Origin of the sequence: Streptosporangium sp. NPDC005286 (genome assembly GCF_040607515.1) — a bacterium.
Classification (GTDB): domain Bacteria; phylum Actinomycetota; class Actinomycetes; order Streptosporangiales; family Streptosporangiaceae; genus Streptosporangium.
The window spans coordinates 90,212-102,832 of sequence record NZ_JBEXGU010000004.1; the positions used below are offsets into that span (position 1 = coordinate 90,212).

The following is a 12,621-nucleotide window of genomic DNA, read 5'->3' on the forward strand; positions in this document are numbered from 1 at the left end:
GGGGAAGCGAAGGAGAGCGAGAGACCTCATGGCAGAGCAGCCCCTCCTCCGGGATGTCATCGACATCAAGGAGTCCATCTCCACCTCGGACTTCGTGCTGAGCCTCGCCGAGGCGGTGACACCCGAGGGGACCGAGCACGCGCTCAGGGACTACGTCGTCACGGACCGGCTGCGGAAGAACCTCGAAGAGGCGCTCGATCTGATCAAGGCCGCTCTCGACGGGCGCACGTCGAAGGCGGCCTACCTGCACGGCTCGTTCGGTTCCGGTAAGTCGCACTTCATGGCGGTGCTGTACGCGCTGCTCAGCGGTGCCCCGGCGGCTCGTGCGCGCCGCGACTTCGATCCCGTGCTCACCAAGCACGAATGGCTGGACACCGACGGCAAGAGGTTCCTCCTGGTGCCGTATCACATGCTCGGTGCGAAAGCCCTGGAGCAGCGGGTGCTGGGCGGCTATGTCAGCCACGTCAAGAAGCTGCATCCGCAGGCGCCGACGCCGCAGGTGTACCGGACCGACTCCCTGTTCACCGATATCCGGGCCATGCGTGCGCGGATGGGGGACGAGGCGGTCATCAACGGCCTCGGTCTCGACGTCGGCTCCGGCGGCGGGGACGGTGACGAGGACGACGAGTGGGGCGATTCGTTCACCTGGACGCCCGAGCTACTCGACGCGGCACTCGCGGCCGAGGAGACACACGACACCGGCAGGTCGCTGAACCTGGTGCACCCGACCACCCCGACCGAGCTGCGGGCCAAGCTCGTGCAGGACGCGAGCACCAACCTGCTGCCCGGGTTCGCGAGGAACGCGGCGGAGGACGAGCACGGGTTCGTCTCCCTCGACGCCGGTCTGTCCGTGATCGCCGAGCACGCCAAGTCGCTGGGCTACGACGGCCTGATCCTCTTCATGGATGAGCTGATCCTGTGGCTCGCGACGCTCATCCACGACCAGAGGTTCGTGGCCCGCGAGGCCAGTAAGATCACGAACTTCGTGGAGGGCGGGGACGCCCGGCGGGCCATCCCCATCGTCTCGTTCATCGCGCGCCAGCGCGACCTGCGCGAACTGGTCGGCGAGGAGGTGTCGGGCGCGGCGGAGGCGTCGATCCAGGACACGCTGAACCTCGCCTCGGGACGGTTCGACAAGATCACACTGGAGGACCGCAACCTCCCGCAGATCGCGCACGCCCGTCTCCTGAAGCCGAAGGAGGGCAAGGAGGCGCTGGTCGCTGCGGCGTTCGAGCAGACCAAGAAGGTCGGCCCGCAGGTGTGGGACACGCTGCTCGGTTCGGACCAGGGGACGACGGGGACGGACGAGGAGGCGTTCCGGCTGACGTATCCCTTCTCTCCCGCCTTCATGGACACCCTGGTGCACATCTCCTCCGCGCTGCAGCGCTCCCGTACCGGCCTGAAGCTGATGGGGCAACTGCTCGCCGAGCACCGGGACGACCTGCGGCTCGGGGATCTGGTCCCGGTGGGCGACCTGTATCCGGTGATCGCCGACGGCGGCGACAAACCGTTCGTGGACAGCCTGAAGGTGGTCTTCGACGCCGCCGACAAGCTGTACCGGACCAAGCTCCGGAACTACCTGCTCACCTCCTACGACGTCAGCGAGGACGACGTCGAGCAGTACCTACATCGGCCCGAGACCGTCACCGACCCCGAGCTGGCCCAGCGCTGCAAGTCGTTCGTCGGCGACAACCGCCTCGTGTGCACGCTGCTGCTCTCGGCGCTCGCACCGAGCGTGCCCGCCCTCAGCGACCTGACGATCCGCCGGCTCGGCGCGCTCAACCACGGCTCGGTGACGGCGCCGATCCCGGGTAGCGAGGTCGGCATCATCAAGAGCAAGGTGGCCGAGTGGGCCGCCCGCTTCCCCGAGATCAAGGAGACCGGCACCGGTGCCAACGCGGGCGTGCGGCTGGAACTCTCCGGTGTGGACGTCGACTCGGTCATCGCCAACGCGGCCGTCAACGACAACCCCGGTAACCGGATGGCGCTCGCCAGGCGGCTGCTCGCCAAGGAACTGGTGGTGGACCTCTCGGACGGAAGGCTCGGCGCCGACGATCTGAACTTCGTCTGGAAGGGATCCAGCCGCTCGGTAGAAGTGATCTTCGGCAACATCGCCGACGAGGACGACCTGCTCGACCACGACCTGCAGCCGCAGATCGACGGTAGGTGGCGGATCGTCATCGACCTGCCCTTCGACGAGGGAGCGTACGGTCCGGTCGACGACGTCAACCGGATCCGTGCCCTGCGCGAGCGGCAGGGCGAGCGGTCCCGCACGGTCGCGTGGGTGCCCACCCACCTCTCCGCCCAGCGGTTCGCGGACTTCCGCAAGCTCGTCGTCATCGACAAGGCGCTCGCCGACGAGAACCGGTTCGCCACGCAGTACGCGGTCCATCTCAACGCCGACAACCGGGCACGCGCCAAAGGACTGCTGGAGACCCAGTGCGGAGCCCTGCTCAAGCAGGTGAAGACCGCCTTCAAGCAGGCGTACGGTCTGGCGGACAAGAAGGCGTCCGATGTCGAGTTGGGCTTTGACGACCACCTCGCGCCGCTGCCCGACATCAGCGGCCTGAACGTCTCGTTCGCGAAGCCGATGCACGAGGCCATCAGGGACATCGCGGGCAAGCTACTCGCCCACCAGTTCCCCGCGCATCCGGACCTCGACCCGCAGGGCACCGGCGTCGCGGTCAGACCGGCCGACGCCAAGGTCGTCTTCGGTCACCTGCGGGCGGCGGCCGAGGCACGTGACAGGCGGGTCGAGGTGCCGGAGAAGGACCGCAAGCTGATGGAACGGGTGGCCCAGCCGCTCGGGCTTGGGCAGCAGAAGGAGGCGTACTTCGAGCTGTCCACCCGCTGGGCCGACCACTTCCGGCGGATGGCGCAGACGGAGGGTGTCACCGGTGACCTGAGCCTGGTCACCCTCGTCGGCTGGACGGACCGGCCGGACAGTCGTGGCCTGGAGCCGTTCCTCGCCCACCTGGTCGTCGCCGCGTTCGCGGAGATGGACGACCGGGTGTGGGTACGCGGCGGGAACCCGCTCGATCCGGCGCCCGAGCTGTCCCAGATCAAGCCGGGCGACGCGCTGCGCAGCCAGCCGCTGCCCGGCGAGGACGACTGGGACGAGGCCCGGCGGCGGTACGAGACCGTCTTCGGGGCCAAGCCGCCGGTGCTGCGGCGCGGGCGGATGGTGAACCAGTTCGCCAGGCAGATCATCGAGTCCGCCCGCGCCCACCAGGAGCAGGCGGCGGAACTGGTCCGCCGGTTGGAGACACATGCCGCGTTCCTCGGTCTGGACGAGACCGACGAGGCCGGGCGTCTCGCGCTCGCCCGGCGCTCGTCTGACCTGCTGAAGACGCTGGTGGCCGCCGGGCAGGGCGCGGCCGGGGCGAGCGGAGCGAAGAAGACCGTCGAGGCTCTGGCCCGCTTCGACCTCGGATCGGTGAGCGCCGACCGGTACGGGACCTCCATCAAGCGGGCACATGATGTCGCGCAGGCGCTGGTGGCGGCGGCCTGGGACACGCTGGAACTGGCCGAGGGACAGGGGGTCGAAGGCCGGGCACTGCTGGAATCCCTGCGCGGGGTGGCGCAGGCCGACCAGCGGACGGCCGATCTCATCGATGCGCTGAGCCATACCCGCCGCGAGGTCACCGCGCTGGTCAAGCGCAACCAGCGTCCCGTTCCGGCGCCGCCCGCACCCACCCCGCCTGCGCCCACACTGCCGGTCCGGGGTGCGGGGGACGTGAGCCTGAACACGCCGACCAGCGACCCGCGCCTGCCCGAGCGCGAGGAGGGCGGACAGGGCGTCGGCACCGGTTCCAACGGAGTGCGTCGCTCAGGCCGCAGACGTACGACGGCGGCCAGGGCGGTCGAGGATCTGCAGGCGGAGCTGGCCGAACTGGCGGCCAGCGAACCGGGCGTCACCATCGAGATCACCTGGCAGGTTGCGGACTGATGAGCACAGCGGTCACCATCGGGGGCACGGGTGCGATGCGGCTGACCGCCGCGACCGTCACCCAGTTCCTGTCGTCCCAGTCGTCGCTGGCGGGCTCCCTCACGGGCGACGGGCGGCGACGGGTCGTCCTACTGCGATCCGTGCCCCAGTGGGACGGCCCCGGGGAACTGACCTGGGGCGAGGGGCGGCGAGCCCGGGTCGCGGCGGCCCCGTCGCCGCTGGCCGTGCATGAGCTGGTGCTCGGTCATCTGGCCGCCACGGCCGCAGGACCCGAGGTGCTGGTGGTGCTGACCGACCGGGAGCAGACCGAACTCGACCCGGCGATCCTCGCCCGCGCCCACAGACCGCGCATCGAGACCGTCGACAGCTGGAACGTGGTGCGGGACGCGTTCGGCGCCGAGCAGGTCGACCCGCGACTGAGGGCCGCGGGCTGGGCCGCCGAAGCACTTCTCGACGCCACCCCGCCGGGCGGCTGGCCGCCGCTCGCAGGAGGAGTGCTGTCCCGCCGTACCGCGCTGTCGGCACTCGCGCTGCGCCGCATGCGCCTCGGCCGCTACGACGCCGACGGGAAGCAGGGCACCGACCGGGCGCGGGACGCAGACAGTCTCGACACGCACACCCTGCTGCGCTGGTCGCTCACCCCCGGTGGGCCCGAAAGGCTGCTCGCCCTGCGCGGACCGGAACGCGCCGGGCTCTCGGCGTTCCTCGGTGAGGAGGACCAGGCCGGGCTCACCGGGCGGGCACTGCTCGCGCTGGTGGGAGCCGAACATGGAGCGGACGCGGTGTCGTTCGGGCTGGTGTGCGCGGCCCTGTGGCTGCACGCCGAGGACGACACCCAGACGTACCGGGTGCGAGGACGGGCCGAGCGGTGGTTCGGGGAGGAGTCGCCCGCGGTCGGCGAGGCCCTGGACACGCTGGTGGCCACCTTCGGGCGATCCTGCGAGGAGTTCGTCACCGCGCTGCTTGAGGCGAGCCGTGCCGACGGGGACGAGGAGGCGGCGCGCGAGGCGTGGCGGATCATCAGCACGGTGCTGGACCGAGCAGGGGCCCTGGCGCGGCAGTTCGGCGCCGAGACCGCGACAGAGGCCAGCCCGGTGCTGGCAGCCGGACTGGAGGCGCGGTTCGCGCAGGCCGGGCAGGCACTGGCCGGCGACGAGCCCCGTGGGATCGCGCAGGCCGTACGAGCCCTGGCCGCGCACCAGATGGCCGCCGATCCGGACGTGCGGGTGCGGATCGAGCGGGCACGGATGGGGCAGCGGCTCGCACAGTGGCTCGCGACCGACCCGGCCGATGAGAGCGAGACGGTGGCGGCGGCGATAGAACGCCACAGCGCCGAGACCGGCTGGGTGGATCAGGCGCTGGAGCACATCGAGGCGGGTGGCGATTCCGAACCCGTGCTGAGAGCCGCGTACGACGCGTTGGGCGGCCGGGTTCGCAGGAAACGACGTGAGATCGACCGGTCCTTCACCAGGGCACTCGCCGGATGGACGGCGGCGGGCACGGCTCCCGGTTCGATGTTGACCGTGGAGTCCTTCCTCACGCGGGTCGTGAAACCGGTCGTGGCCTCCAAGACGGAACGACGGGTGCTCCTGCTGGTCCTGGACGGGATGAGCGCGGCGATCGCCGCCGAGCTGGGTGAGGAGCTACGCCGGCAGTGGGCCGAATACGATCCGGTGCCGGACCTGGCGGATCGGCCGCCGAGGCGGCGTGCCATGGCGGCCGCCCTTCCGACGCTGACCGCGGTCTCCCGGACGTCGCTGTTCGCCGGGAAACTGATGAAGGGTACGCAGGCCGACGAGAAGCGGCTCTTCCCCGCGCACCGGTTCTGGGGCGGAGCCGGGGCCGCCGTCTTCCACAAGGACGACCTGCGGGGAGAGAGCGTCGGCGACCCGTTCGGGCCGGAACTGACCGAAGCCCTCGCCGACGAACGCACGCATGTCGCGGTCGTGCTGAACACCGTCGACGACCGGCTCGCCAAGGAGCAGAAGCTCGGTGACGGCGCCTGGCGGCTCGACCAGATCGGCAAGCTGCGGGAGCTGCTGCGGGTGGCCGCGGCCCAGGGCATGGCGGTGATCCTCACCAGCGATCACGGACATGTCGTGGACCGCCACGGAGTGAAGGTCGGCGGCGACGGCATCGCCTCCGCCCGGCACCGGACGCCCGGCGGACCGCTGGGTGAGACCGAGATCGCCCTGTCCGGCCCGCGGGTGGTGGGGGCGGAGGCGGGCACCGGGATCGTGGCCCTGTGGGACGCCGACTCCCGCTACACGTCGCAGAAGGCCGGCTACCACGGCGGCGCCTCGCTCGCCGAGTTCACTATCCCAGTTCTGGCGTTCCTGCCCTTCGGCGCCGAGCCGCCCAGAGGCTGGCGTGAACTCGGTGACCAACGTCCGGCATGGTGGTCCCTGGAAGCGGAGGCCGTCCGCCCCGCCCCGGTCCTCCCGGTCGTCCCGGCGGCGCCCGAGCCGAAGCGGCGCGGCAAACCGTCGAAGGCGGCGAGAGCTCACGCCGAGACGCACGACGCGCTCTTCGACGTGGTGCTGGCCCCCGGGGGAGATGACGCCCTTCTCACCCTTCGGCCGGTCTCGCCCGACGACGCATTGGTCAGCGGCCTGCTGGCATCGGAGATCTTCCAGGCCCAGGTGGGTCTGCTGGCCCGCAAGCCCCCCATGGACAAGGTCGAGAAGGCGGTGCGGGCCCTGCTCGACACCGGTGCGCTCCCCGCCACCGCCCTGGCTCAGCGCGTCGACTACCCGGCGACCCGCGCCGACGGTTTCGCCGCCGTCCTGGGCCAGCTCCTCAACTACGACGGGGTGCAGGTGCTGGAGACCCTTCCGGACGGGCGCACGCTGCGGCTGAACGTGGGGCTGCTCCGCGATCAGTTCGAACTGGGATAGGCGGCACGATGGAAAACTGGTGGCTGTGAGTACCGCTCGATCGTCCCGTCCGATCCAGGTCAGCGTGGCACGCCGCCGTGCCGTGATCGACGCGCTGCGGCGCGGCGCCGTACCCGAGAGCGGGCTCGACCTGCTCGCCACGGGCCTCGACCGGTTCGAGTCGGCACTCGACGCCGAGCTGGACGCGGTCGCCTCCGGCGCCTCGGTCTTCAAGGCCGTGCGGGGGGAGTACGGGTCCGGCAAGACGTTCTTCACCCGCTGGCTGGGGGAGCGGGCCAAACGGCGGAACTTCGCCGTCTCCGAGATCCAGATCTCGGAGACCGAGACGCCGCTGCACCGGCTGGAGACCGTCTACCGGCGGCTGACCGAGCGACTCACCACCGCCAGCTTCCCGCCGAGCGCGCTGCGTTCGGTGGTGGACGCGTGGTTCTACACGCTGGAGGAGGACGCGCTCGCCGCCGGAGCGGGCGAGGACGAGCTGGCCGCCAGGGTGGAGAGGCTGCTGACCGCCCGGCTCACCGAGGTGTCCCGGCACGCGCCGTCCTTCGCGACCGCGCTGCGCGGCTACCGGTCCGCGCTCGCCGAGGAGGACGAGACGACCGCCGCGGCGGTCCTCGCCTGGCTCGGCGGGCAGCCGCACGTCGCCGCCGCCGCGCGCCGGTTTGCGGGTGTGCGCGGGGACCTCGACCACTTCGGGGCGCTCGGCTTCCTGCAGGGGCTCCTGACCGTGCTGCGCGACTCCGGGCACCCGGGACTCCTCGTCGTGCTGGACGAGGTCGAGACCCTGCAGCGGGTGCGCTCCGACGCGCGTGACAAGGCGCTCAACGCGCTGCGGCAGCTCATCGACGAGGTGCACTCGGGCCGCTTCCCCGGCCTGTATCTGGTGATCACCGGGACTCCGGCGTTCTACGACGGGCAGCAGGGAGTGCAACGCCTCGCACCGCTGGCCCAGCGGCTGGCGACCGACTTCACCACCGACCCGCGCTTCGACAACCCGCGCGCGGTGCAGCTCCGGCTGTCCGGCTTCACCCTGGAATCGCTGGTGGGCCTGGGGATGACCGTGCGCGACCTCTATGCCGCCGGGGCCAGGGCGTCCGACCGGATCGAGGCCCTCGCCGACGACGCGTACGTCACCGATCTGGCAGGGGCGGTCGGCGGGGCACTGGGCGGCAAGGTCGGGGTGGCTCCCCGGCTGTTCCTGAAGAAGCTCGTCGGTGACGTGCTCGACCGCATCGACCAGTTCGAGGACTTCGACCCCCGGCAGCACTACACGCTGACCGTGAAGGGCAGTGAACTCACCGACCTCGAACGGAACCTCGCCGTCTCGGCCGACGACGTCGACCTGGACCTGTGATGGCGGACCGTGCCGATCCCCTGGATCGGCTCGATCCGGTCGTCCTGCACCACATCGTGAACAGCCTCGGCTGGCCCGACCTGCGCCCGCTGCAGCGGACCGCGATCGGGCCGCTGATGGACGGCGAGGACGCGGTGCTGCTCGCCCCGACCGCGGGCGGCAAGACCGAGGCGGCCTGCTTCCCGCTGCTGTCCGCGATGGCGCGACAGCACTGGACCGGAACGTCGGTGCTCTACCTCTGTCCGCTCAAGGCACTGCTCAACAACCTGGTCACCCGGATCGACACGTACGCCCAGTGGCTCGGGCGCCGGGCCGCGCTCTGGCACGGAGACGTCCGGGAGTCGCAGCGGCGGCGGATCCGCACCGACCCGCCCGACATCCTGCTCACCACCCCCGAGTCGCTCGAAGCGATGCTGATCGGCGTGAAGACCGATCACGCACACCTGCTGGGTCGGGTCCGGGCGGTGGTCGTGGACGAGGTGCACGCCTTCGCGGGCGACGACCGAGGTTGGCACCTGCTGGCCGTGCTGGAACGGCTGGAGCGGGTGACCGGGCACGCCATCCAGCGGATCGGCCTGTCGGCGACCGTGGGAAACCCGGAGCATCTCCTTGAGTGGTTACAGGGAGCCGGTGCAGGAAAGCGGCCCGGACAGGTGGTGGCGCCCGACCTGGCGCTCGCCGTCGCGGACGGCCCCAGCCCGGCCGGGGACGTCGAACTTGACTACGTCGGCTCGCTGGACAACGCCGCGAAGCTGATTGCGACACTGCACCAGGGAGAGAAGCGGCTGGTGTTCTGCGACTCGCGGCGGCAGGTGGAGCAGTTGGGTGCGGCCCTGCGAACCCGCGAGGTGAACGTCTTCCTGTCCCACGCCTCGCTGTCCGCCGAGGAACGCGCGCGGTCGGAGCGGGCCTTCGCGGAGGCCCGTGACTGCGTCATCGTCTCCACCTCGACGCTCGAACTCGGTATCGACGTGGGTGACCTGGACCGGGTCATCCAGATCGACGCGCCCGGCACCGTCGCGTCGTTCCTGCAGCGCATCGGGCGCACCGGGCGGCGGTCCGGCAGCGTACGGAACTGCCTGTTCCTGACGACGAGGAAGGAGACGTTGCTCCAGGCCGCGGGTCTGCTGCTGCTGTGGGGGCGCGGCTGGGTGGAACCGGTCATCGCACCGCCGGAACCGCGTCATCTGGTGGCGCAGCAACTGCTCGCCGCCACCCTCCAGCAACACACGATCGGCGATCAACTGTGGCCGGAGGAATGGAACGGGCTGGAACCCTTCGACCGCTCGGCGGCCCCCATCCTGCGGCACATGGTCGATGCGGGATTCCTCAACGAGGACGGCGGGATGTTGTTCATCGGACCCGAGGCCGAGCGGCGATTCGGACGGCGCCACTTCATCGAGCTGACCGCCTCCTTCACCGCCCCGCCGCAGTTCACCGTGCTGGCCGGACGCCAGGAGATCGGGCAGACCGACGCCTCGGTGCTGACCGAGGAGAGGCCGGGGCCCCGGCTGCTGCTGCTCGGCGGCCGGAGCTGGCGGGTGACCTTCATCGACTGGACGCGTAAGAGGGCCTTCGTCGAGCCTGCCGACGGCGGCGGGATCGCGAAGTGGACGAGCGGTGGCATCGCCGGGCTGTCCTACACACTGACGCGAGCCATGCGGGAGGTACTGCTCGGGGCGGATCCCCCGGTGTCGCTGACCCGCAGGGCTCAGGCCGGGCTCGCCGAATGGCGGGAGGAGGAGGCGCCGGACATCGTGCATCCCGGGGGGACGCTGATAACCCGGGCGGGCGACGACGTGCGGTGGTGGACCTGGGCCGGTTATCGCGCGAACGCGACGCTTGTCGCCACGCTGCCGTCGATCGCCGATCCGGTGCAGCGGCCAACGGACTTCTCCGTACGGTTGCGGGAGGACCTGACGCCCGCTGCCTGGCGCGAGGCACGCGCCAGCGCAGGGGACGGCGAACTACTGGTGCTGCCGGACGTCGACCATCGTGCCGTCCAAGGGCTGAAGTTCTCCGCCGTTCTGCCGGAACGGCTGGCGGTGGCGACGGTCGCGGCCCGGCTGGCCGACTTCGAGGGGGCACGCGCCGCGCTGACCGAGCCGGTGCGCCTGCAGCTCGCTTCGTCCTCCTGACGGTGGCATCCGGGGCTCCGGCAGGCCCAGGACACCGGACTGTCGACGACTGCGAGATACCCCCTGGATCGTCTTCCGGGAAGCGCGAGTCCCTCGGAAGACGACCTTGTTTTCCGGGGAACTGTCAGATGCCGTTGAAGTGGCCGTTTTTGATCCCGCCGATAAAGGCGGTCCAATTGTCGCGGTGGAACGTGAGGGTGCCGCCGTCGCGGTTCTTGGTATCGCGGACGGCGACGGTGTCGTCGGTGAACGCCACTTCGACGCAACTGCCTTGGCCGCTGAGGCTGCTCTTGCGCCAGCGCGCAGGGGAGAGGTCGGGTTTCCGCATCCTGTTTCCTCGCTCTTTTTGGGGTGGTCAGACGAGGTTGTCGTAGTGGCCGTTTTTGATGCCGTTGATGAAGGTGGTCCACTCGGTGCGGTGGAAGATGAGGGTGCCGCCGTCGCGGTTCTTGGTGTCGCGGACGGCGACGTCGTTGCCGACGAATGCCATCTCGACGCAGCTTGCTCCGTCAGCGCTGAGGCTGCTCTTGCGCCAGCGTGCACCGGATAGATCTGGCTGCATCTCGGTTCCTTCCGCTAATGATCTTCGCGTAGAGATGCGAGTAGCGCGGTTGTGTCGGCTGGGCTGAGCGCTACCGCGCGAAGATGCTGACACATATGGTTATACATCTCGATATCCGATTCCTTCTCAAGGAATAGGTCGCCAGCCATGCTGTCGATGTAGACCACGTCGAAGTTGTCCTCGGCGAACTTCAGGACGATGAAGCTGCCGGGCATTCCCGGATGGGCTCCGGCGGAGAACGGGATGACCTGGATGGTGATGTGCGGGCGTCGAGCCTGCTGGGCCAGGTGCTTGAGTTGGGCACGCATGACAGAGGCACCGCCGACCTGCCGGAGCAGGGCGGCCTGATCCAGGATCGCCCACAGGCGGAGAGGGGTGTCTCCCTCCAAAAGAGCCTGCCGCTGCAGCCGGGCGCTGACGCGATTCTCGATCTCTTCGTCGGTGGCGGTCGGCCGTACACCGCGGATCATCGCCCGGATGTAGTCCTCGGTCTGCAATAGGCCGGGGATGAACAGTGACTCGTAGTTGATGGCCTGTTCGGCCTCTGCCTCCAGACCGATGAGGGCGGTGTACTGGTCGGGGAGACTCGCCTCGAAGCTGTGTAGCCAGCCGCGTTGCTTAGCTTCCTTCTGCAGGGCTATCAGATCTGCACGGGTGTCGCCGGTGACGCCGTAGATGTCGAGCAGGGCGAGGAGTGTCCTGAGCTGCGGTTTGGTCTTGGCGGTCTCGATTCGGTAGAGCGTGACGATGTTGACGTGGGTTTTCTCTGTGACGTCATCCTGGGAGAGTCCGGCGGCCTGGCGGAGACGACGTAGCTCGGACGCCAAGCGGCGCAGACGCACCGTAGGAGGTTGGCGCTTGCCGGATGACGGGGGTGTCTTTTCGCTCATTCCCTACCTCTCCCGCATTTGGTGCATCTCTGGATCATGTGTGAGAACAAATGAAGTCCCTTGCATTAACCAAGAGTGATGGTGCATGCTCTCTCCGTAAGCATTCCAGGTGGGTGCCCCCCTGGAAGGCGAAACGCATGATTTCCCCAGACGGCCGGGCGGACAATCTTCCCTCCCGAGGCGGCCCACCCTGTATCGGGTGTCCGTCCGGCCCCAGCGGTACGACCGGCGATACATCTGCGACGCTCCCCGGCCGTACTTCCCGTAGGACCGGCACCGTGCCCCCGTCCCCCGTGGGGGAGAGCGGCGTCCCCGGCTGCGAACGGTGCCGGTCCTATGCCCGACGTACCGACCAGGAGCGGGTGAAATGACCGGTGCCACCAGCAGCACGCAGTACCTCAAACTCTCCGTCTTCCCGACCTCGCCCTACTACGCCCGGGTCCACGTCCGGCGCGTACTGGAGAGCTGGCACCGGGACGACCTGATCGAGACCGCCCAGCTCATCGTCTCCGAACTGGTCTCCAACGCCATCACCGCGCACACCGCGTGCCCTGACGCCGCCAAGGCGATCCGCTACGCCGACCCGGACCAGATCTGGATGGACCTCTACCGGATGGGCGAGACCGTCGTACTCCGCGTCTGGGACGCCAGCCCCCTCACCCCGGTCGTCCGCGACCCCACCCCCGACGACGAACACGGCCGCGGCCTCCACCTGGTGGACCTCCTCGCCACCGACTGGGGCTACTACCGCCCCACCCCCGGCGGCAAAATCGTCTGGTGCACCCTGGCCTCCCCGCCACCTCCCGGGGAGCGGATTGAGTGATCGTCACG

Annotated in this window: 8 protein-coding genes; 5 read left to right on the plus strand and 3 right to left on the minus strand. The window is 69.7% G+C overall.

The genetic code is table 11. The features are described from left to right. Window positions 1-28 precede the first annotated feature (28 nt). The 4 genes from ABZU75_RS03070 to ABZU75_RS03085 are packed head-to-tail and all read left to right on the plus strand — an operon-like array spanning window position 29 to window position 10,338. The gene (locus ABZU75_RS03070) at window positions 29-3,949 is read left to right on the plus strand and encodes a hypothetical protein (protein WP_355548890.1); all 3,921 of its coding nucleotides are present in this window, start codon (window positions 29-31) and stop codon (window positions 3,947-3,949) included. Continuing rightward, the gene (pglZ, locus tag ABZU75_RS03075; RefSeq protein WP_355548893.1) at window positions 3,949-6,846 is read left to right on the plus strand and encodes a BREX-2 system phosphatase PglZ; all 2,898 of its coding nucleotides are present in this window, start codon (window positions 3,949-3,951) and stop codon (window positions 6,844-6,846) included. The genes ABZU75_RS03070 and pglZ overlap by 1 nt, the downstream gene beginning before the upstream one ends. A 25-nt stretch (window positions 6,847-6,871) precedes the next feature. Then, window positions 6,872-8,200 carry a BREX system ATP-binding protein BrxD gene (gene brxD / locus ABZU75_RS03080; protein WP_355548896.1) on the plus strand — a complete coding sequence of 443 codons (1,329 nt, stop codon included), beginning with the start codon at window positions 6,872-6,874 and terminating at the stop codon, window positions 8,198-8,200. Then, window positions 8,200-10,338: a DEAD/DEAH box helicase gene (locus ABZU75_RS03085; protein WP_355548899.1), complete on the plus strand. Its 2,139-nt coding sequence runs from the start codon at window positions 8,200-8,202 to the stop codon at window positions 10,336-10,338. The genes brxD and ABZU75_RS03085 overlap by 1 nt, the downstream gene beginning before the upstream one ends. A 124-nt stretch (window positions 10,339-10,462) precedes the next feature. Here the strand turns inward: ABZU75_RS03085 and ABZU75_RS03090 are convergent, their stop codons facing one another. From ABZU75_RS03090 to ABZU75_RS03100, 3 genes are read right to left on the minus strand one after another with little or no spacing between them, the layout of a single operon-like run. Next, window positions 10,463-10,666, minus strand: coding sequence for a DUF397 domain-containing protein (locus tag ABZU75_RS03090; RefSeq protein WP_355548902.1), 204 nt, complete (start codon window positions 10,664-10,666; stop codon window positions 10,463-10,465). 27 nt (window positions 10,667-10,693) lie between these two features. Further along, window positions 10,694-10,900, minus strand: a complete 207-nt coding sequence (locus tag ABZU75_RS03095) for a DUF397 domain-containing protein (protein WP_355548905.1) — start codon at window positions 10,898-10,900, stop codon at window positions 10,694-10,696. Between the two features lie 14 nt (window positions 10,901-10,914). Further along, complete coding sequence (locus ABZU75_RS03100; RefSeq protein WP_355548908.1) at window positions 10,915-11,790, minus strand: helix-turn-helix transcriptional regulator; 876 nt, start codon at window positions 11,788-11,790, stop codon at window positions 10,915-10,917. A gap of 367 nt (window positions 11,791-12,157) precedes the next feature. Between ABZU75_RS03100 and ABZU75_RS03105 the strand changes: the two genes are divergently transcribed. Continuing rightward, the gene (locus ABZU75_RS03105; protein WP_355548911.1) at window positions 12,158-12,613 is read left to right on the plus strand and encodes an ATP-binding protein; all 456 of its coding nucleotides are present in this window, start codon (window positions 12,158-12,160) and stop codon (window positions 12,611-12,613) included. Window positions 12,614-12,621 lie beyond the last annotated feature (8 nt).

What these genes read in the sequence shown, in the direction of transcription:
- pglZ (WP_355548893.1), top strand. Translation starts at nt 3,949, where the DNA reads ATGAGCACAGCGGTCACCATCGGGGGCACGGGTGCGATGCGGCTGACC.
- ABZU75_RS03090 (WP_355548902.1), bottom strand. Translation starts at nt 10,666, where the DNA reads ATGCGGAAACCCGACCTCTCCCCTGCGCGCTGGCGCAAGAGCAGCCTC.
- ABZU75_RS03085 (WP_355548899.1), top strand. Translation starts at nt 8,200, where the DNA reads ATGGCGGACCGTGCCGATCCCCTGGATCGGCTCGATCCGGTCGTCCTG.
- ABZU75_RS03100 (WP_355548908.1), bottom strand. Translation starts at nt 11,790, where the DNA reads ATGAGCGAAAAGACACCCCCGTCATCCGGCAAGCGCCAACCTCCTACG.
- ABZU75_RS03105 (WP_355548911.1), top strand. Translation starts at nt 12,158, where the DNA reads ATGACCGGTGCCACCAGCAGCACGCAGTACCTCAAACTCTCCGTCTTC.
- ABZU75_RS03070 (WP_355548890.1), top strand. Translation starts at nt 29, where the DNA reads ATGGCAGAGCAGCCCCTCCTCCGGGATGTCATCGACATCAAGGAGTCC.
- ABZU75_RS03095 (WP_355548905.1), bottom strand. Translation starts at nt 10,900, where the DNA reads ATGCAGCCAGATCTATCCGGTGCACGCTGGCGCAAGAGCAGCCTCAGC.